Source organism: Mesorhizobium sp. M0701 (assembly GCF_040320365.1).
Taxonomy (GTDB): domain Bacteria; phylum Pseudomonadota; class Alphaproteobacteria; order Rhizobiales; family Rhizobiaceae; genus Mesorhizobium.
This window is the reverse complement of record NZ_JAMYPO010000008.1, coordinates 100,001-118,252: the sequence shown is the minus strand read 5'-3', so window position 1 is coordinate 118,252 and position 18,252 is coordinate 100,001. Positions and strand designations below refer to the sequence as shown.

Here is an 18,252-nt window from a genome sequence, read left to right as displayed (position 1 = left end):
ACATTCCAGGTGGTCTGCCGATCAGACTGAGTCTGCCAAGTCGTGGAGGACTCGCAATATCGGGACGGAGCCATTACGTGACGGCACTTGATATTGCAGCGCAGCAAGCGTAGAGCACCGCCCGCTTACCGGAGTGTCATCCATGGCCCTTACCAATGCTGGTAACGAGGCAGAACCTGTCGAACAATCCAGCCATTCTGAGGTCGAGCAGCACAGCACCAAGGTGCTGATGCTGGGCGCGCTCGGCGTGGTTTACGGCGATATCGGTACCAGCCCGATCTATGCATTTCGCGAGGCGTTGCATGCATCGGCCGGTGGCAACGTCGCCAACCGTGGCGACATCCTCGGCGTGTTATCGCTGATCATCTGGTCGCTGACGATCACCGTCACCATCAAATACATCATGTTCGTGCTCCGCGCCGACAATCGAGGCGAGGGCGGGGTGCTGTCGCTGATGGCGCTGGCGCGCAACAGTTTCCCGACGCGCTCGGCGGTGATCCTCGGCATCGGCATCGTCGGCGCGGCGCTTTTTTTCGGCGACGCAGTCATTACGCCGGCGATCTCGGTGCTATCGGCGGTCGAAGGTATGAATGTCGTCACGCCGACATTCCAGCCCTATGTGGTGCCGCTGACACTGGCCATCCTGGCGATCCTGTTTGCGGTACAGCGATTCGGCACCGGCGGCGTAGGTTTGGTGTTCGGGCCAGTCACGGCTCTGTGGTTCCTGGCCATCGGCCTTTCCGGCATTAACCACATCATCGCCGATCCGGAAATCCTGCTGGCGATCAGCCCGCATTACATCGTGTCGTTCCTGGTCAACTCGCCCGATGTCGCGTTCGTCACGGTTGGTGCGGTCTTCCTCGCCGTCACCGGCGCCGAGGCGCTCTATGCCGACCTCGGCCATTTCGGCCGCAAGCCGATCGTACTCGCCTGGCTGGCAATCGTGTTCCCTTGTCTGTTGCTCAACTATGTCGGGCAAGGCGCCTTCGTGCTGGCAAATGGCGGCGTTGTCGGTCATCCATTCTTCGAGATGAACCAGGGCTGGACGCTTATTCCGATGGTCGTGCTGGCGACGGCGGCGACCGTCATCGCCAGCCAGGCGGTGATCTCCGGCGCTTTTTCGCTGACCAGACAGGCGGTGCAGCTCAATATGCTGCCGCGTTTCGTTATCCAGCATACGTCGGAAAAACAGTCGGGCCAGATCTATCTGCCGCGCATCAACCTGATGCTGGCGCTGGTGGTGATGTTGCTGGTGGTCGGCTTCGGCGAATCCAGCCGCCTGGCCTCGGCCTACGGTATTTCGGTGACCGGCAACATGCTGGTGACGAATGTGCTGCTTTTTGTTGTGATGACGCGCATCTGGAAATGGCCGCTCGGCGTCGCGATCGCCTTGATGGCCGTGTTCGCCTTCGTCGATACCGGCTTCTTTGCCGCCAACATAGTCAAGGTGTTTGAAGGTGGCTGGGCATCGCTTGCCATCGCCGCAGTTATCGTGATGACTATGTGGACCTGGATCCGCGGCAGCCGCTATTTGTTCGACAAGACGCGCCGGAACGAGATCCCGCTGGATTTCCTTGCCGGCAATCTGCTGAAGAAGAAACCGCATCTGGTGTCGGGCACCGCGGTGTTCCTGACCAGCGACCCGCTGAGCGCGCCGACCGCGCTGATGCACAGCCTGAAGCACTACAAGGTGCTGCACGAGCAGAACGTCATCCTTTCGGTGGTGACGGCACCGCAGCCGGTTGTGCCCGACAGCGAGCGCGTCAAGATGGAAATGGTCAACGAGCTGTTCATGCGGGTGACGCTGACCTTCGGCTACATGGAGCAGCCCAACATCCCGCGTGCGCTGGCGATCTGCCGCAAACAGGGCTGGAAGTTCGACATCATGACGACTTCCTTCTTCCTGTCGCGGCGCTCTCTCAAGGCCTCGCCCAATTCCGGCATGCCGGTCTGGCAGGACAAGCTGTTCATCGGGCTGGCGCGCACGGCGGCCGATGCGACGGAATATTTCCAGATCCCGACCGGACGGGTGGTCGAGATCGGGACGCAGGTGGCTATCTGAACAAATGGCCGTGCCCTTTGAGGGCACGGCCATTGTGAGGCTCAGCTCACCAGAGCCGCCTTGTTTGTTTCAAGAAATTGCTTCAGCGGCTGCGGCTTCCTGCCGGACAGCGTCTCGACCGCGTCGGTCACCATGCCGATCCGGCCGGAGCGGGTGTTGGTGTCGAAGGAAACGATGACAGGCGCAAAAGCTTCGGGAACGCCGGCTGCCTTCAATCCCTCGGTCAGCGCTTCATCCGAAAGCTGGACGACTTCGATCGGGTTGCCGGTGACCTCGGTGACGAGGGCCGCAATCTCGGCCATCGTGTGGGCCTTGGGGCCGGTCAGTGTGTATGTCGTGCTTTCGGTTGCACTCGAAGCGAGGCCGGCGGCGATTGCCGCGGCCATATCGTCGCGCGCGCCGTGTGCAATGCGGCCGTCTCCAGCGGATGTGTACCACTGCCCCGAGGCGATGGCGTGCGGCAGCGCCATGAACAGGTTCTCCTGGTACCAGCCGTTGCGGAAGATGGTGTAGGGAATGCCGCTCGCCTTGATAGCCTGCTCGGTGCCGTGGTGATCGGGCGCAAACAGCACCGGCGATCCTGGTTCCGGATTGGGCATCGATGTGTAGAGCAGGTGCGAAACGCCGGCGCTTTTTGCGGCGGCGACCGCGGCCTCATGTTGTTTCAGGCGCTTGCCCGGAATGGCGAGCTCGTTTGTCGAAATGATCAGAACCCTGTCGGCGCCGGTAAATGCACTGGCCAACGACGCGGTGTCGTCGAAGTTGACTGCCCGGATGGTGACGCCTCGGGCTGCCAGATCGGCCAGATTTTCCGGATTGCGGGTGGCGGCGATGATGCGCTGAGGGGAGACCTTGAGCGTGTCAAGCAGATGATTGATGACGCCGCGGCCAAGCTGGCCGGAGGCGCCGGTGACGAGAAGGGTGTCGGTCATGAGATGTCCTGACGTTGCGCCGGAGCGGCGGGTGCATATGTTAGTCTCAAAAAGAGACCAGCACTAAAATAGGAATTGACCCATCCTCGTAAAGAAGGCAGTTTTGCGGGAGGTAGGCACATCCAGGGAACCAGCCATGGACGGCAAGATCGTCAATCTGAGATCGAAGCTCGAGATCTACAAAGCAGGCAGCGGTGGCGGAAACCTTGCGGATTGCCCGGTTCGCGACGTGATCCAGGGCATAAGCAATAAATGGAGTTCACTGCTGATGGAGGCCTTGGCCGAGAAGCCGTACCGCTTCGGCGAATTGCGGCGGCTGGTGCCCGACATATCACAGCGCATGCTCACCCAGACGCTGCACGATCTGCAGCGCGACGGCTATGTGCATCGCCAGGTGTTTCCGACCAAACCGCCGAGCGTCGAATACAGCCTCACCGATCTCGGGCGCTCGATGTTTGGACCCTTGCATCAGCTGATCCAATGGGCCGAGCTCAATCACGGCGCTGTACGCGAGGCGCGGAAGGTTTTCGATACTGCCGAGGGCTGAGCCTCAAGGCCGAGACAGCGGCTTCCATGGTTACAGGAACGGTGCTCAATCCATTCAAGCCGATCGGGCTTGCGGAAGCGCTGTGGCCGGATCGTTTTGGCGGATGATTTCCGAAAGGTGCGAACCCTTAGCCTGCAAGAATGCGTGGAGGCGTTGCGGATAATCGGGAGCGACCGCGTCCTTCACGGATGGGCGTTCGTGCAATGCCTTGCGCCAGGCCGAGACAAACGGCTTTCGGTCCAGGATGCCGAAATCGCCGATCCGGTCGAAGATGTCGAAATAGCGGAAGATCGGCCCGTAGACCGCGTCGACCAGTGAAAAACGCTCGCCGTCGAACCATGATCCAGCCGCGCCGTTCGCCAGTTCCACTTCCAGGCGATCGAACATTGCCGATAGCGCCTCGCTTTCAGCGAGCAGCGCGGCTTCCGTAGGCGCTGAATAGAAGCGGCCGATGCCGCTCAGGATTGCCGAGCCGAACTCGATCCAGGCGCGATGCCGGGCACGGGCATAGGGGTCGGTGGGATGCAGCGGATTGGGCTGGGTTTCCTCGAGGAATTCGAGGATGACGAGCGATTCGAAGATCACCGTTTCCTGGCCGTCATGCTCAACGCGGAGCAGCGGCACCTTGCCGAGCGGCGATATCGCCTTGAACCAGGCAGGCTTGTTGGCGAGATCGACCGTGATGCGCTCGAATGGCACGTCCTTTTCGCGAAGTGAAATCGCCGCGCGCTGCACATAGGGACAAAGATGGTGGCTGACGAGGATGAGCTTGTCGATCATCTCACTCTCCCCAGACATAGTTCAATGCGCCGTCCTCGACGCGGGTGGAGAGGAACATCAGGCGGGAGCCCTTCGGCGCCGGGCCTTCGAGGCGATCACCGTTGGCCATGTCGAACGAGGCGCCGTGCCATTGGCAGACGAGCTTGCCGTCCTTGCAGTCGAGCGGGCCACCGAAATGCAGGCAGACGTTGGCGGCGGCGCGGATACGCTCGCCGCTGCGATAGACATGGACCTCGCGGCCGAAGAACGGAGCGATCAGGCTGCCTGTTTCCGGAATGTCGGCGATCTTGCAGATTTCATGCTTCATCGGAATTGCCTCTCATGATTGATGCGATTGCATCTATATAGATGCATTTGCATCGATCGTCAAGCTTGATGCAATTGCATCTATCGCCTACGATGCAATCATGACCGGGATTCCTTCACCTCCAGCCATCAAGGCCTGGGCCCGCCTGATGCGGGTTTCGCGCCAGTTGTTGGAACGAGCCGAGGACGCGCTGAAGGACAGTGGCCTGCCGCCGCTTGCCTGGTACGACGTCCTGCATGAGCTTGCCGAGGCGGGCGAGGCCGGATTGCGGCCGTTCCAACTCACCGAGCGCACCCTGTTTGCGCAGTACAACATCTCCCGGCTGCTGGCGCGGCTCGAAGCCGACGGGCAGGTCGAGAAGCTTCCAGTTGCCGATGACGGCCGCGGGCAAACGGTCCGCGTCACAGACAAGGGACGCGAGACGCGCCGCCGCATGTGGGCTGTCTACGGCCGGTCGATCGCGGAGTTGGTCGGCTCCCGGCTTTCCAATGATGAGCTCGATGTGCTGTCAGCTCTGCTTGGGCGCCTGCGAGATCCGCCCGCCCTGGAGTGACACGCCTTCATGACGAAGATGGCACCGATTGGCGAGGTCAGGCACTGCCCAAGAGGAATGCCAACGTCGCCAGAACGCCAAGCCCGACGCGGACCAGATGCAGATTGCCCCATTTGGCGATCAATGTCCGAGCTTCAGGATTGACGGAGTTCGCGTCCATCGCCTCCAGCAACCTATTTGCCGGCATCATCACCAGCAGCGTCCATGGCCAAGGCAGGATGATCAGCAAGGCACCGACCAGATAAGCGAGATTGCCGGTCAGCCACCAGGCGACGAGGCCTAGAATACAGGCGATGACGGCGATCGAGGCCTGCATGGCGGCGCCGCGCTTGTAGGAAGGCTGCCATTCCTGCAGCAATGCCTTGTCATCGAGGCGAAGCCGCGCCGGCTGTTCGGCGACGCTGACGTAGATAGCCGCACCCGCGAACACTGCGGCAACGGTCAAGGCAAGCAATCCGGCGAGCATGATCCGTGTCTCCCGTGATGCCCCGCATGGAGCAAACAGAAATAAAGGCTTGCGTCGGGTCGGGCAATACGCCATAAAGCCGAACCGTAACGTACGGTACGCCATCGAGCTCGTATCTGAACTGCGGGTGAGTTTGCCCCCTGAGGAAAAACTGTGTTGCACGCTGTGACCGACATCGACACCGGCGAGGCGCTGACGGAGCGGCAGAAGGACGTGCTCGACGCCGCCCTTCGCCTGCTGGTCGAAGAGGGCGATCAGTTGACCATGACCGCCGTGGCGCGGCGGGCGAGCTGCTCGAAGGAGACGCTCTACAAATGGTTCGGCGATCGCGACGGGCTGTTGACGGCAACGGTACAATGGCAGGCGTCCAAGGTGCGGGTAGTGCCGGTCGACCGCAAGGGGCTCGACCTTGCTTCGCTGACGGCGAGCCTCGAACGCTTCGCTTCGGACTGGCTCAAGGTAATTTCGAGCGACACCTCGATCGCGCTGAACAGGGTGGCGGTCGGCCATGCTAGTTCGGGGAAGGACGATCTCGGCGCCATCGTGCTGGAGAACGGCCGCTTCGCACTGGCCCGGCGCCTTAAACCGGTGCTGGAGGCCGGGAGACAGGCCGGGTTCCTTGAATTTTCGGACGCGGAGACGGCGTTCCGCACCTTTTTCGGGCTGGTCGCCCGTGACGTGCAGATCCGCTTGCTGCTTGGCGACCGGCTGGAATTGACTGATGCGGCGATCGGCGGCGATGCCGTCCGGGCGACGCAGCAGTTTCTCGCTCTTTTCGGGGCAAAAACCGGGCCGCAGGGCCCATAGAGCCGGATGATTTCAGGTCAAATCGACCTGAAATCTGAATCCGGCTCTACACTAAAAGATGGAGCATGATGTCGTCCGAAAACCGCTTCACACTTTTCGGCATCATGCTCTGGTTCAAAACGGGAAGGAAGAAAAATGCGTGTCTATTACGATCGCGACGCCGATCTCAACCTGATCAAGGGCAAGAAGGTCGCCATCATCGGCTATGGCAGCCAGGGCAGGGCGCATGCGCTCAACCTCAAGGATTCCGGCGTCAAGGACATCGCCATCGGCCTCAAGGCCGGCTCGGCGACCGCCAAGAAGGTCGAGGCCGACGGGCTCAAGGTGATGAGCGTAGCCGATGCCGCCAAATGGGCCGACCTGATGATGATGGCGACGCCGGATGAGCTGCAGGCCGACATCTACAAATCCGAGATCGCGCCAAACATCCGCGATGGCGCGGCAATCGCCTTCGCCCACGGCCTCAACGTGCATTTTGGCCTGATCGAGCCTAAAGCTTCGGTCGACGTCGTGATGATCGCGCCGAAGGGGCCTGGCCATACGGTGCGCGGCGAATACCAGAAGGGCGGTGGCGTGCCGTGCCTGGTCGCGGTCAACCAGGACGCTTCGGGCAATGCGCTCGACCTGGCGCTCTCCTACGCCTGCGGCGTTGGCGGCGGCCGCTCGGGCATTATCGAGACCAATTTCCGCGAGGAGTGCGAGACCGACCTGTTCGGCGAGCAGGTGGTGCTGTGCGGCGGCCTGGTCGAATTGATCCGCGCCGGCTTCGAGACACTGGTGGAAGCCGGCTACGCGCCGGAAATGGCCTATTTCGAGTGCCTGCACGAGGTCAAATTGATCGTCGACCTGATCTATGAAGGCGGCATTTCCAACATGAACTACTCGATCTCGAACACCGCCGAATGGGGCGAATATGTCTCGGGCCCGCGCATCATCACCGCCGAGACCAAGGCCGAGATGAAGCGCGTGCTGAAGGATATCCAGACCGGCAAGTTCACCTCGGAATGGATGCAGGAATACCGCGCCGGCATGTCGCGCTTCAAGGGCATCCGCCGCAACAACGACAGCCACCAGATCGAGGAAGTCGGCGCCAAGCTGCGCGCGATGATGCCGTGGATTTCGAAGAACAAGCTGGTTGATAAGGCCAAGAACTGAAGGACATCCACGTTCGTTTCGTTACCCGTCCTCGGGCTTCGCCCTGCGGGCGCGTGGGAATTTCCATGAACAAGCTGGTCGACAAGGCCAAGAACTGATCGCGATTTCATTGCCGATCAAGAAAGGCCGGCGGAGCGATCCGCCGGCCTTTTCGCATCAAGATTGTGTGGTTTCCAGGCTTCTGGACAGGCGCACTATCCTCATCACCGTGATATGCCTGTGCGGGGCATGGCACAAAAGTGCCAAGGGGGTGAGAGTTGGAACTCAAATTTCTGTTGGTCGGGTTTGCCTGCGCGGTTGCCGGCATGCTCTCCCTCGTCACCTTGCTGAAGTGGTGGGAGGTGAGGGCGGTCAGCCGCTGGTCTCCGACGCCGGGAAAGATCATCTCGTCGCGGGTCGAGGCTCGCGAGGTGACCAGTTCGGGATCCGGTTCGGACAGCAGAGGGTCGACCGAAATCCGCAACTTCCCGGCAATCACCTTCGAATACAAGGTGAACGGCAAGACATTTCGCAGTTCGCACTACAGCGTGCAGGAGAACCTTGGAAACTTTGCCGTGGCGGAAACCCTTGCGAAATTTCCAAACGGGGCCGGCGTAACCGTCTTCTACAATCCGGCCGATCCAGCCAAGGCCGTGATCGAACGCACCATGCCCGACGGCTCCTTCAAGTTCATGGTCCAGCTTTCGGCCGGGCTGGTGGTCGGCGCGCTTGTATTGGTCTTCTCCGTCGGCGGCGTCCTCGAAGCGGTCCGGCCGTTCTTGCCCAGGCCGCAGAACCTCGGCGCCGCGGCCCTGCTGCTTTTCATGGGATTGTTTGTCTTGCGCATGGGCTTTGCCCAGAAGTCACTTGCGGAACAGGCGGCCAAATGGCCGATCACGGCAGGACGCATCGATGCTTCAGGCCTGCAGAAATTCGAGACCCGCGACAGGTCCGGAGGCGGCTATCGGCCCTGGCGGACAGTCTTCAAATCCCGCGTCGTCTACAGCTATAGCGTCGCCGGCCAGCGCTACGCCGCCGATCGCATCGCGTTCGGCGCAAACGTGACGGCTTCGCTGCCGAGCCTCGTCAGCGGTCGATCGCAGCGCTACCTCCAGGGCGACAAGGTCGAGGTCCACTACGATCCCGACAACCCAGTTGCAGCGGTTCTCGAATGCAGGGTGAGCGGGCTTTGGCTCCTGTGGGTCTGCGCAGTTGGCCTCCTCGGTGGAGCTGCGCTGCTGGTAGGCGTCATCTGAAGCTGCTGTCCTATGCTGCATATCCAGCGGAAGAAGACGCCTGTCTTCAGCATCTGACAAGAACTCCGCTGTCGAAGCCAGGCCATGTCAATCTCACCGTCGCCCCGTCGACCACAATATGGATGACACGGGAGAACGGCCCTTCGGCCGACGGGTCGGATCCGTAGCATTGGCTGGCCCGAGCCACCCAGCCCGTAGGCGTCTTGAGGAACGTTGCGTGTTCGCAGCCGAGAGCAGGGACCGACAGCGCGTCGCGGTACAATGTGTAGACAGTCTGGCGTTGAACATCCGCAACGGCGGTACAGTTCGATCTGTCCCCGGACCATGTGCCCACATAGGGTTCCGTGGCAAAGGCGTGGCCGCACGAAAATGCTAGGATCGAAATGAGCATCAAGAGATTTCGCATCATCGATTCTTTCTTTTCGACGTGGCCTTGGGCCATGCTAAAGCATCGATGCTCAGACTTCACAATGATGCTGCTCCAAGGGACTTAAATGATCATCCGCAAAGCAGCAGCTATTTTTCTGAGCATGCTGAGCCTGTTGCAAGCAGCGAACGCAACAGAATGTCCGCTCAGCCATGCGACCTATCGCGAGCCGCGTTCGGGAGCAACGATACAGTTCCGGCCAACCAACAACGAGCCGGCCGCGCTGACGACCGAGGTCTTTTCGCTGATCGTGCCGAACACCGACCTTCGCCTGCCGTCGGACATTACCTGGACCAATGGCAAGTACTCGTTTCCTGTGGGCACGATCCGGCACACCTGCACCGACGACGATCGTGAGGCGGGTCTCGAGGACGGCACCGGGCTGTGCAGAGTGTGGGATGGGCAGGTCTATGCGTTCAATGCAGGCGGTGCCGAGCAGTTGAGCTCCCGCCAAGCCTCGCCGGCACCGGCAGGGTTGCTGTTGCCTGACTTCGGCGCGATTTTTACCGAATGGCCCGATTTCGCCAATGCCAATCCCGATGGTTCAGCCTGGGATGCCTTTACCTTGTCGGGTTGCAGCGATGAATAGCAAGAGACTGCCGGCCTGCATCTGCGCCCTGCCGGTCCTTATGGCCATGGCTACGGGCGCTCGTGCCGACCAAGGCAAGCCGTCGCGTCCGCCTGTCGACAAATGCAGCTGGGAACGGCTGGCGGACAAGGATGTCGGGCTGGCTGCCTGGGTGCAGCGCTGCGATTTCGGTTTTCGCCGGATTCATTTCGAGCTTGGCGGCAATGCGCTTGCCATCAAATACAGCGACGGCGGGCCGGCCGATCCCGTCGTCGAAGTCTTCGATATGCTGCCGGGCGAAGCCGCCGACGCTGCGTTGCAGCGCATTTTTACAGAGAAGACCGAGAAAGCCATCAGCACACGTTGCGTGCTCACGCCTTACACCGACGCGGCGACGCCCGCGCGCATCCTCCGGTATGTTTTCAGGCCCGATGCCGCCTATCGTGAGCAATTGAAGACCGTCGCTAACCCTGACGAGGTCGGCGAACCGCCTTGCGGCGAATGGGGCGAAGCCCCGGACGGCATTCAGTATTTCGAGGTGCAATCACTCGACCTGCGAAAGCTTCTGTTCGTTCGCGTCGGCCAGGAAGAGCCGCTGTTTGACGAGCAGACACTGCAAGTCCTGCCACCCGGATAGCGCAGGTGAGATCTCAGCCGTAATGCCAACTGGGCTTTGGCTGGGTGCCGGTGAACATCACGCCGATTCGGTCCTCGCGGCGCCAGCGGACCACCGCTTTGTAGGCAACGCCGTCGGTCGGAACATAGAGCAGGAACTCATCGGGCACGCGCGCATCGATCGAGACCTTCAATTCGGCGCCGCCGGCATGCATGTTGCGCAGCGTGCAGGTGACCTCGGAATTGCTCATGCCGGTCAGGATCGTCGCGCCCTTGAAGACGCGCTGCCGGCGTTTGTCCCTCTGTTCGTCCTCGGCCATCGCACGCAATCCAGCCATTTTTCGCGTCTCGGGCGTTCTGATCGGGAGGATTATTAGACCTGCCTGATAAAAATAGCGTTATCAGCAGTCGGGACTGGGCGATGTTCGCGGTTCCTGGCTGGAAGAAAAAGGCGCCGCGAAGCACGGCGCCGAATGATGCTTGTTGTCAGCCTGCTTACATATAGGGCGAGTAGCATTGCTGGCGCGGCCCGTAATAGGGCTGGAAGGTGTTGTCCCAGGCGCGGTACGACCGGTAGCGATTGTAACACCATTGGACATGTGCACTGGAAAGCCGCCCTGCGCGATAATAGCGGCGCGGTGGCGGCGCGTCGTAGTAGTTGTAGCTGTTGTACAGGCTGCCAAGGCCGAGCCCCAGGCCCAAGCCAAGAATCGCGGCACCCGCACCATCATCATAGTAGCCGCCGCGGTAATGGCGGCGATGGTGGCGCCAGCGCCAGCTGTCGTCCCAGCCGCCATTGTCCCAGTGTCTCGAAAAATGACGGCCGCGGAAATTGTGGGACCGCCATCTCCAATCGTCGCCGCCGTGCCATTGCCGAAAGCCGTGGTTGCGCCAACGCCATATCTGCCTGTCGTTGCCGCCGGCCCAATCTTCACGAATTTGCACGATGTCGGCGGCATTGCCCGCCACCGGCAGCAGAGGTTTGGGCATCGGCCCGGCAAGCGACGGGGCCGAGAGGCCGGCGATCAGACCGAGGGCCATCAGCCCGGATCTGGCGGAAGATAAAAAGAGCGGTTTCATCGCACTCTCCGAAGATTCAGGCCCCACGCCCAGAATACCCCGGGGAAGGGCCTATTGATGGAACTTTCCATCTGAACGGAAGATGAACAAAAAGGTTCCGTCAACCATAGGGCGCGCGCGATCAATCAGAGCCGCCTGGTTTCTGCGCCCTTGTTTTCGGGCGCGCTTGCGGGCAAAGGTCAAAGCCATGTCGCTGCGCCTTGCCACCTTCAACGTCGAAAACCTGATGAACAGGTTTGATTATTCCGGATACCGCAATCAGCTCAACGAAGATCGCACGTTGGCGCTTTTCGACATTCAGAGCGAGGCCGAATACAAGATGCTCGAGCAGGCGCGGGCCATCGCCCAATCCGACGACACGCGGCAGTTGACGGCGCTGGCGATCGCGGCCACCCGCGCCGACATCATCTGCATGCAGGAGGTCGACAATATCGAGGCGCTGAGGGCCTTCGAATATGGCTATCTGTTCAAGATGGTGGGGCAAGGCTACCGCCAGAAATACACCACCGCCGGCAATGATTCGCGCGGCATCGACGTCGCCGTGATGATGCGCAACGAGACCGCGCAGGGCCAGCCAATCGAATTCGTGCGCATGACCAGCTACGCCTATGTCACGTTCGAGCAATTCGGCCTGCACACGCCGGAATTGGCAGCGCTTGGATATCAGGCCAATGAGCGCATCTTCCGGCGCGACTGCCTGGAAATCGATCTGACGGTGGCTGGCGCGCCGTTGACGCTCTATCTCGTGCATTTCAAATCGATGGGCTCGCCCCGCAACGGCCTCGACGGCCGTGAAGCAACAATGCCGCTGCGCATCGCCGAGGCGCAAGCGGTTCGCCTGATCATCGAGGAGCGCTTCGGCAAGGACCATGCCGCCGACAAGCGCTGGGCAATCTGCGGCGACATGAACGACTACCGGCAGCGCGTGAAGATTACCGGCGATGCCGTCGACGGCTACCGTTTCGAGGTCATCGACGAGAGCCGGTCCTGCATCGATGTGCTCACTGCCGGCGGCTTTTGTGAAAACGCGGTCGAGCGGCGGCCGGAAATGGACCGCTGGACTTTCTATCACACACGCGGACCGGAAGAGCGGCATCTCTGCCAGCTCGACTACATCCTTTTGTCGAGGGCGCTGGCCAGGCAGAACGCCACCGCGGTTCCCGATATCATCCGCAACGGCCAGCCTTGGCGCACCATATTTCCAGCGGGCCAGGAGGTCGAGCGCTTCCCACGTGCCGGATGGGACCGGCCGAAGGCATCCGACCATTGCCCGGTAGCAATTGCCCTCGACATGGTGTGAGACAGGCGTGAGTTTCGACCTGCCGCGCAATGTCATCCTGCCGGTCGATGCCATCGACGTCAGGCTCGATTCCGGCCCGCATCCGTTCGAGCGCGATCATGCCGACGCGATCGCCGAGAACTGGCGGCGTGAGACCGCGGCCAAGCCGGCGCTTTTCGACGGCACCGTGGTGCTGCTTTCCGCTCTCAGCTATCGCGACAATCGCCTAGTCGGCCGTTGCCATGCGGTGCGTTATTCGACCTTCATGCTTTGGCGCAGCAATCGACAGGTGCCTGGCGCCGAACATGCCTACGCCCATGCCATGCTGGTCGCCGGCGACAACGCGTTGGTGGCGATCCGCATGGCGCCGCATACGGTCCATGCCGGGCGCGTCTACTTCGCCGCCGGTTCGTTCGAGCCAACCGATTTCCGCGACGGCCTTGTCGACGTCGACTTCAACATGATCCGCGAGGTGCGGGAAGAGACCGGCCTCGACCTGTCAGGCGCGACACGCGGCAGGCGCCATTACGCCCTGTCGACGGCAAGCGGCACGGTGATCTTTCGCCGCTACCGCGAGACGGCCTCCGCCGACGACCTGGCACAGCGGATCAGCGCTTTCGTCGCGGCCGAGTCAGAGCCTGAAATCGAAGGCCCCGTAATCATCCGCAATGCAGCCGACCTGCCGGACGGGCTGATGCCGCATATGAGACCGCTGATCGAATGGCACTTTGCGAGCGAGCAAGGTTTCCAACTCTAACGTCGTAGCCTACCTTCAATAGCCTTGCGGTCGTTGCGGGCGGCAACAAAATACAACAGCACGCCGAGACCCAGGAGCGCGCCCATCGCCGTTCCCATCGTCTGCCCAATTACCTGCTGGAAGTCAGCGGTGACGCGATCGGGATTCTCCATCCCATAAAGGATCAAATTCCACCAAAGCCCTGCCAAGGCGGCTTCGACGATTACAATCGCCAGAGCCAGTCGCGCTTTCTTGCTCATCCATTGTTCCCCCCTTAGTCCCCAACAGCATTGTTATCATTGCAGAATGTGCTGCGGCAAGGGCAGGTTGCATAAAAAATTGGCAGCGTCTGGAGGCGACACTTGCTGCAATGCCTATTCATGCCTCAGCGCGTCGATCGGGTTAAGCCGCGCGCCGCGCAGCGCCGGGAAGAAGCCGAACACCATGCCGATCAGCGCGGAAAAGCCGACCGCAAGCAGGATGACCGCCGGGCTTGGCGCAAACGGGATCGTCAGCGTTAGCGAGGCGAGGCCGGCCAGCGCCAGGCCGATCAGGATGCCGATGATGCCGCCAAGCAGCGACAGCACGGTTGCCTCGACCAGAAACTGGATGAGGATATGCTTTTCGTGGGCGCCGATGGCGAGCCTGATGCCGATCTCGCGCGTGCGCTCGGTTACCGACACCAGCATGATGTTCATAATGCCGATGCCGCCGACGAGCAGGCTGACGCCGGCGACGGCACCGAGCATGCCAGTCATGGTGGTGGTCGCGCTGGCCATGGCATCGGCGATTTGGGTCATGTCGCGGATCGAGAAATCATCGTCGCGGTCGGGCGTGATGCGGCGTGTGTCGCGCAAGATGTCCTCGACGCGCTGCTGCAGCACCGTGGTTGGCGTACGGTCGTCGGCGGCGACATAGATCGAGTCGATGTCGCGATTGCCGGCAATGCGACGCTGATAGGCGGCGAGCGGCATCAGCACGACATTGTCCTGGTCCTGGCCGAAACCGGTATAGCCCTTCGGTTCGAGCAAGCCGATGATCTTGCAGGAGGTGCGGTTGACGCGGATGATCTCGCCTTCAGGGTCGCCGGCGCCGAAGAACTGCTGGCGCACCGTCTCGCCGATGAGGCAGACGCCGGTCCCCGAGCGGGTTTCCGAATCGCTGAACGGGCGGCCCGAAACCAGCTTCCAGTCGCGGGCATCGAGATAGGCGCTGTCGGTGCCGGTGACGCCCGAGGTCAGGCTTTCGGTGCCGAAAATGACGCGCACCTGCTTTTGCGACGCCGGCGAGATGGCACGCGAGCCGTCCAGATGCGCGGCAAGCGCTGTGAGGTCCTTGTAGGCAAGAGGCCGGACCACCTGGTCGAGCCCTCCCGGGCCGCCGGGCCCGGCCGGTCGGCCGGAACGAATGACAAGCAGGTTGCTGCCGAGCTTGGAAATGTCGGACTTGACCTTTTCGGTGGTGCCCGAGCCGATGGTCAGCATGGCGATGACGGCGGCAACGCCGATGACGATGCCGAGCAGCGTCAGGAACGAGCGCAGCACGTTGCGGCGGATGGAGCGGAGCGAGAGGCGAACGGTTTCCCAGATCATGGCTAGGCCATCTCGAGATTGGCTGTGTCCAAGGCAACATGGCCATCGAGGAAACGGATCGTGCGCTGCGCATAGCCGGCAACATCGGCTTCGTGCGTGACCATGGCGATAGTCAGCCCGAGCTCGCTGTTCAGCTGCGTCAGGAGTTCCATGATCTCGTGCGTGCGGGCGGTGTCGAGATTGCCGGTCGGCTCGTCGGCAACGAGCAGCGTCGGCCTGGTGACGATGGCGCGGGCGATCGCCACGCGCTGCTGCTGGCCGCCGGACAGCTCGGCCGGCGTATGATGCTCGCGGCCGACAAGGCCGACCTCGGCAAGTGCCTGCATGGCAAGGCCGCGGCGCTCGCGGGCACCGACGCCGCGATAGATCAGCGGCAGTTCGACATTCTCGGCGGCCGTGGTGCGCGGCAACAGATTATAGCCCTGGAAGACGAAGCCGACATAGAGGTTGCGCAGCTGAGCGCGGCGGTTGCGATCGAGACGGCCGGCGTCGATGCCTTCGAAGCTGTAGGTCCCAGCGGTCGGCGTGTCGAGGCAGCCAATGATGTTCATGGCCGTCGATTTGCCCGAACCGGACGGGCCCATGATGGCGACGAATTCGCCGCGCCTGATGGCGAGGTCGACGCCGGCCAGCGCATGCACCCGGGCTTCGCCCTGGCCATAGCTTTTCCAGACCTTGTCGAAGCCTATGAGGGTGGTCGCGCCCGATGCCACGATCAGCTCCGCTGCTGCGAGGCGGTAATGACTTGCGCGCCTTCCTCCAGGCCGGAGACGATCTCGGTCAGTTCGCCATCTGTCGAGCCGACCCTGACGTTGACCGGATGCGGCCGCCCATTTTCCAGCACGTAGAGCGTGCGCGAGCCGTCGGTGGGCTTCGTCGCCGCCTGGCGCTGGCGGTTGCCGCCGGGGCGTCCCATGCGGCCGGTGAACACGTCGGTGAGGCTCCAGCCGCGCTCCGCCGTCTGCGCCGGCCGGTAGCGGAAGGCGATCGATGGCACGGTGAGCACGTTTTTGGCCTGCTTGGTGACGACCGAGACGGTGGCAGTCATGCCGGGCCGTAACAGAAGCTCGCTATTGTCGACATCCAGCCTTGCATCGTAAGTGACGATGCCGTCGGTGGTGACCGAGGCATAGGAAATGTCGCGGATTTCGGCGTCGAATGGCCGTTCGGGGAACGCGTCAACGGTGAAGCGCGCATGCTGGCCGGTTTTGACGGCGCCGATATCGGCCTCGTCGACCGCAGCTTTCAGTTCCATGTTCTTCAAGTCCGCTGCGATGACGAACAGCACCGGCGCCTGCAGCGACGAGGCGACCGTCTGGCCGGGATCGACCGAGCGCGTCAGTATGATGCCATCGATCGGAGCGTAGATTGTGCTCTTGGCAAGATCCGTCTGCTGCGCCTTGAGATCGGCACTGGCCATGGCGAGGTTGGCTTTGGCAATATCGAGCGCCGCTTTCGAGCGGTCGCGCGTGGCGGTTGCCGCTTCGAGCGACTGGTCCGTCGCCATGCCGCGCTTGGTCAGTTGCGCCGCGCGCACCAGCGCCTTTTCGTTTTCGGCCAGGGTCACGGTGGCGTCCTCGACGCTCGCCGCCGCTGCCTTGGCGGAGGCCTGGGCGCGCTCGATCTGCACCTCCAGCTTTGCGGTGTCGAGCGCGGCCAGCACATCGCCCTTCTTCACCAGCTGGTTCTCGTTGACCGAAACCGAGCGGACGACGCCGGAGAGTTCGCTGGAAATATCGACCTGGGTGAGAGGCTGCAGCGTGCCGGTAGCCGAAACCGCGACGGTAAGGTCGGCCATGGCGGCCAGTGTCGTGGTATACTCGATCTTGGCGGGCGAGCCCGCATACCACTGGTAGCCGACGACAGTCGCGGCGACGGCAAGCAGTGCGAACACTGCGTAAAGCCAACCGCGACGGCGTTTTGTCTTCAGGCCCTGGTGGTCGAGCCCGAGCGCCGTCTCGATGGCGGAAGCGGATTCCGTCTTTGGCAGATTGACAATCTGGTCCACGCCGGACCCCTATGTTCAGTGGTATCCCATCAGTGCACAAATCAGGCCTTATGGTGCAAAATTCAAATTAAATTTCGCTCATGTTGGGAATGAGGCAGAGGACTTACTGAGATGCAGCCGCGGAATTACTTGCTTTACGACGTATTCACCACCAACCGGCTGGCCGGCAATCCGCTGGCCGTCGTGCTCGACTGTGACGGGCTCAACGTTGCGGCGATGCAGGCGGTGGCGCGCGAGTTCAACCTGTCCGAAACCGTCTTCGTGCTGCCGCCGGACAACCCGAAGCACCGGGCCCGCATCCGTATCTTCACGCCCGACTATGAAATGCCGTTCGCCGGCCACCCAACCGTCGGCTCGGCGATAGCGCTCGCCGAAATGGCGGGAGAGGCCGCCGGCATCTTCGTGCTCGAGGAGAATATCGGTCCGGTGCGCTGCGCTGTCAGCAAGCACGACGGTTCGACCTTTGCCGAGTTCGACCTGGCGAAACTGCCGGCGCAGCTGGCATTGTCGGCCGATCCCGAGGCGATCGGCGCGGCCCTTGGCCTTGGGCCGCACGAGATCGGCTTCGAGAACCACCGCGTTTCGTTCTGGTCGGCGGGCGTGCCCTACGTGGCCATCCCCGTCGCCAATCTGGAGGCGGCCGCCCGGATCAGGCTGGACAATCAGGCCTGGTCGGAGCTCGCACCACGCAAGAGCGATTGGGCCTTCGCCAGCCCCTATGTCTATTGCCGCGAGACGGTGCACCACGACAGTGCCTTCCATGTCCGCATGATGGTGCCCGGCAATCCGTCCTACGAAGACCCGGCGACCGGCTCAGCGGCGGCCGCCTTCGCTGGCGCGATCATGCATTTCGACGGCCCGACGGACGGCGTTTCACAACTGTGGATCGAGCAGGGGCTGGAGATGGGCCGGCCTTCGCGCATTCGCCTCGAACTGAATGTCGAAGGTGGCAAACTGACCGCCGCCCGCATCGGCGGCCATGCGGTGAAGGTGGCTGAAGGCAGGCTTTTTGTTTGACGGCTGCGGCACTTCGGCGATTTGTCGGGAAATGAATCCCACGGGGCTGGACATGGCGGATGTCGGCGGCTATATGCCCGCCAACG

21 protein-coding genes are annotated in these 18,252 nt (G+C 62.0%); 11 read left to right on the top strand and 10 right to left on the bottom strand.

Going from position 1 to position 18,252, the window contains the following annotated elements:
• Positions 1 to 142: 142 nt before the first annotated feature.
• Positions 143 to 2,062, top strand: a complete 1,920-nt coding sequence (locus tag NKI24_RS10680) for a potassium transporter Kup (protein WP_352450049.1) — start codon at positions 143 to 145, stop codon at positions 2,060 to 2,062.
• Positions 2,063 to 2,103: 41 nt separating this feature from the next.
• Here the strand turns inward: NKI24_RS10680 and NKI24_RS10675 are convergent, their stop codons facing one another.
• Complete coding sequence (locus tag NKI24_RS10675; protein WP_352745122.1) at positions 2,104 to 2,994, bottom strand: SDR family oxidoreductase; 891 nt, start codon at positions 2,992 to 2,994, stop codon at positions 2,104 to 2,106.
• Between the two features lie 136 nt (positions 2,995 to 3,130).
• Here NKI24_RS10675 and NKI24_RS10670 point away from each other — a divergent pair, with 136 nt between their 5' ends.
• Positions 3,131 to 3,541: a winged helix-turn-helix transcriptional regulator gene (locus tag NKI24_RS10670; RefSeq protein WP_352456496.1), complete on the top strand. Its 411-nt coding sequence runs from the start codon at positions 3,131 to 3,133 to the stop codon at positions 3,539 to 3,541.
• 54 nt (positions 3,542 to 3,595) lie between these two features.
• Here the strand turns inward: NKI24_RS10670 and NKI24_RS10665 are convergent, their stop codons facing one another.
• The gene (locus NKI24_RS10665; protein WP_352745119.1) at positions 3,596 to 4,321 is read right to left on the bottom strand and encodes a glutathione S-transferase family protein; all 726 of its coding nucleotides are present in this window, start codon (positions 4,319 to 4,321) and stop codon (positions 3,596 to 3,598) included.
• 1 nt (position 4,322) lies between these two features.
• Positions 4,323 to 4,628, bottom strand: a complete 306-nt coding sequence (locus tag NKI24_RS10660) for a Rieske (2Fe-2S) protein (protein ID WP_352470198.1) — start codon at positions 4,626 to 4,628, stop codon at positions 4,323 to 4,325.
• A gap of 100 nt (positions 4,629 to 4,728) precedes the next feature.
• On the opposite strand from NKI24_RS10660, the gene NKI24_RS10655 reads away from it, so the two are divergent.
• Entirely contained in the window at positions 4,729 to 5,181 is a 453-nt protein-coding gene (locus tag NKI24_RS10655; protein WP_352450046.1) for a MarR family winged helix-turn-helix transcriptional regulator, read from the top strand.
• 37 nt (positions 5,182 to 5,218) lie between these two features.
• On the opposite strand, the gene NKI24_RS10650 is transcribed toward NKI24_RS10655, so the two are convergent.
• Positions 5,219 to 5,647, bottom strand: coding sequence for an anthrone oxygenase family protein (locus tag NKI24_RS10650; RefSeq protein WP_023676664.1), 429 nt, complete (start codon positions 5,645 to 5,647; stop codon positions 5,219 to 5,221).
• Positions 5,648 to 5,800: 153 nt separating this feature from the next.
• Here NKI24_RS10650 and NKI24_RS10645 point away from each other — a divergent pair, with 153 nt between their 5' ends.
• From NKI24_RS10645 to NKI24_RS10625, 5 genes are all read left to right on the top strand, one after another.
• The gene (locus NKI24_RS10645) at positions 5,801 to 6,454 is read left to right on the top strand and encodes a TetR/AcrR family transcriptional regulator (RefSeq protein ID WP_352745115.1); all 654 of its coding nucleotides are present in this window, start codon (positions 5,801 to 5,803) and stop codon (positions 6,452 to 6,454) included.
• Positions 6,455 to 6,589: 135 nt separating this feature from the next.
• Entirely contained in the window at positions 6,590 to 7,609 is a 1,020-nt protein-coding gene (gene ilvC / locus NKI24_RS10640) for a ketol-acid reductoisomerase (protein WP_352450043.1), read from the top strand.
• Positions 7,610 to 7,866: 257 nt separating this feature from the next.
• On the top strand, positions 7,867 to 8,844 hold the full coding sequence (locus NKI24_RS10635; RefSeq protein WP_352470202.1) for a DUF3592 domain-containing protein: 978 nt from the start codon (positions 7,867 to 7,869) through the stop codon (positions 8,842 to 8,844).
• A gap of 494 nt (positions 8,845 to 9,338) precedes the next feature.
• Complete coding sequence (locus tag NKI24_RS10630) at positions 9,339 to 9,860, top strand: hypothetical protein (RefSeq protein ID WP_352450041.1); 522 nt, start codon at positions 9,339 to 9,341, stop codon at positions 9,858 to 9,860.
• Positions 9,853 to 10,476 (top strand): hypothetical protein, encoded by a 624-nt coding sequence (locus tag NKI24_RS10625; RefSeq protein WP_352450040.1) that lies wholly within the window; start codon positions 9,853 to 9,855, stop codon positions 10,474 to 10,476. The genes NKI24_RS10630 and NKI24_RS10625 overlap by 8 nt, the downstream gene beginning before the upstream one ends.
• A gap of 13 nt (positions 10,477 to 10,489) precedes the next feature.
• Here the strand turns inward: NKI24_RS10625 and NKI24_RS10620 are convergent, their stop codons facing one another.
• Positions 10,490 to 10,774 (bottom strand): PilZ domain-containing protein, encoded by a 285-nt coding sequence (locus NKI24_RS10620; RefSeq protein ID WP_352450131.1) that lies wholly within the window; start codon positions 10,772 to 10,774, stop codon positions 10,490 to 10,492.
• 175 nt (positions 10,775 to 10,949) lie between these two features.
• On the bottom strand, positions 10,950 to 11,534 hold the full coding sequence (locus NKI24_RS10615) for a BA14K family protein (RefSeq protein WP_352745111.1): 585 nt from the start codon (positions 11,532 to 11,534) through the stop codon (positions 10,950 to 10,952).
• A 187-nt stretch (positions 11,535 to 11,721) separates the two neighbouring features.
• On the opposite strand from NKI24_RS10615, the gene NKI24_RS10610 reads away from it, so the two are divergent.
• Positions 11,722 to 12,834 (top strand): endonuclease/exonuclease/phosphatase family protein, encoded by a 1,113-nt coding sequence (locus NKI24_RS10610; protein WP_352450038.1) that lies wholly within the window; start codon positions 11,722 to 11,724, stop codon positions 12,832 to 12,834.
• Between the two features lie 7 nt (positions 12,835 to 12,841).
• Entirely contained in the window at positions 12,842 to 13,570 is a 729-nt protein-coding gene (locus NKI24_RS10605; RefSeq protein WP_352745107.1) for a hypothetical protein, read from the top strand.
• Here the strand turns inward: NKI24_RS10605 and NKI24_RS10600 are convergent.
• From NKI24_RS10600 to NKI24_RS10585, 4 genes are all read right to left on the bottom strand, one after another.
• Positions 13,567 to 13,809: a hypothetical protein gene (locus NKI24_RS10600; RefSeq protein ID WP_023720771.1), complete on the bottom strand. Its 243-nt coding sequence runs from the start codon at positions 13,807 to 13,809 to the stop codon at positions 13,567 to 13,569. The two genes, NKI24_RS10605 and NKI24_RS10600, sit on opposite strands and share 4 nt — an antisense overlap.
• A 114-nt stretch (positions 13,810 to 13,923) precedes the next feature.
• Positions 13,924 to 15,141: an ABC transporter permease gene (locus tag NKI24_RS10595; protein WP_352450036.1), complete on the bottom strand. Its 1,218-nt coding sequence runs from the start codon at positions 15,139 to 15,141 to the stop codon at positions 13,924 to 13,926.
• A gap of 2 nt (positions 15,142 to 15,143) precedes the next feature.
• The gene (locus NKI24_RS10590) at positions 15,144 to 15,854 is read right to left on the bottom strand and encodes an ABC transporter ATP-binding protein (RefSeq protein WP_352742378.1); all 711 of its coding nucleotides are present in this window, start codon (positions 15,852 to 15,854) and stop codon (positions 15,144 to 15,146) included.
• A 2-nt stretch (positions 15,855 to 15,856) separates the two neighbouring features.
• A complete protein-coding gene (locus tag NKI24_RS10585; RefSeq protein WP_352745102.1) occupies positions 15,857 to 17,149 on the bottom strand; it encodes an efflux RND transporter periplasmic adaptor subunit in 1,293 nt (430 codons plus the stop codon).
• 111 nt (positions 17,150 to 17,260) lie between these two features.
• Here NKI24_RS10585 and NKI24_RS10580 point away from each other — a divergent pair, with 111 nt between their 5' ends.
• Positions 17,261 to 18,166 (top strand): PhzF family phenazine biosynthesis protein, encoded by a 906-nt coding sequence (locus tag NKI24_RS10580; RefSeq protein ID WP_352450033.1) that lies wholly within the window; start codon positions 17,261 to 17,263, stop codon positions 18,164 to 18,166.
• The last annotated feature ends 86 nt before the right edge of the window (positions 18,167 to 18,252 follow it).

What these genes read in the sequence shown, in the direction of transcription:
- NKI24_RS10625 (WP_352450040.1), top strand. Translation starts at nt 9,853, where the DNA reads ATGAATAGCAAGAGACTGCCGGCCTGCATCTGCGCCCTGCCGGTCCTT.
- NKI24_RS10580 (WP_352450033.1), top strand. Translation starts at nt 17,261, where the DNA reads ATGCAGCCGCGGAATTACTTGCTTTACGACGTATTCACCACCAACCGG.
- NKI24_RS10680 (WP_352450049.1), top strand. Translation starts at nt 143, where the DNA reads ATGGCCCTTACCAATGCTGGTAACGAGGCAGAACCTGTCGAACAATCC.
- ilvC (WP_352450043.1), top strand. Translation starts at nt 6,590, where the DNA reads ATGCGTGTCTATTACGATCGCGACGCCGATCTCAACCTGATCAAGGGC.
- NKI24_RS10615 (WP_352745111.1), bottom strand. Translation starts at nt 11,534, where the DNA reads ATGAAACCGCTCTTTTTATCTTCCGCCAGATCCGGGCTGATGGCCCTC.
- NKI24_RS10660 (WP_352470198.1), bottom strand. Translation starts at nt 4,628, where the DNA reads ATGAAGCATGAAATCTGCAAGATCGCCGACATTCCGGAAACAGGCAGC.
- NKI24_RS10610 (WP_352450038.1), top strand. Translation starts at nt 11,722, where the DNA reads ATGTCGCTGCGCCTTGCCACCTTCAACGTCGAAAACCTGATGAACAGG.
- NKI24_RS10630 (WP_352450041.1), top strand. Translation starts at nt 9,339, where the DNA reads ATGATCATCCGCAAAGCAGCAGCTATTTTTCTGAGCATGCTGAGCCTG.
- NKI24_RS10600 (WP_023720771.1), bottom strand. Translation starts at nt 13,809, where the DNA reads ATGAGCAAGAAAGCGCGACTGGCTCTGGCGATTGTAATCGTCGAAGCC.
- NKI24_RS10670 (WP_352456496.1), top strand. Translation starts at nt 3,131, where the DNA reads ATGGACGGCAAGATCGTCAATCTGAGATCGAAGCTCGAGATCTACAAA.
- NKI24_RS10675 (WP_352745122.1), bottom strand. Translation starts at nt 2,994, where the DNA reads ATGACCGACACCCTTCTCGTCACCGGCGCCTCCGGCCAGCTTGGCCGC.
- NKI24_RS10655 (WP_352450046.1), top strand. Translation starts at nt 4,729, where the DNA reads ATGACCGGGATTCCTTCACCTCCAGCCATCAAGGCCTGGGCCCGCCTG.
- NKI24_RS10620 (WP_352450131.1), bottom strand. Translation starts at nt 10,774, where the DNA reads ATGGCCGAGGACGAACAGAGGGACAAACGCCGGCAGCGCGTCTTCAAG.
- NKI24_RS10650 (WP_023676664.1), bottom strand. Translation starts at nt 5,647, where the DNA reads ATGCTCGCCGGATTGCTTGCCTTGACCGTTGCCGCAGTGTTCGCGGGT.
- NKI24_RS10595 (WP_352450036.1), bottom strand. Translation starts at nt 15,141, where the DNA reads ATGATCTGGGAAACCGTTCGCCTCTCGCTCCGCTCCATCCGCCGCAAC.
- NKI24_RS10665 (WP_352745119.1), bottom strand. Translation starts at nt 4,321, where the DNA reads ATGATCGACAAGCTCATCCTCGTCAGCCACCATCTTTGTCCCTATGTG.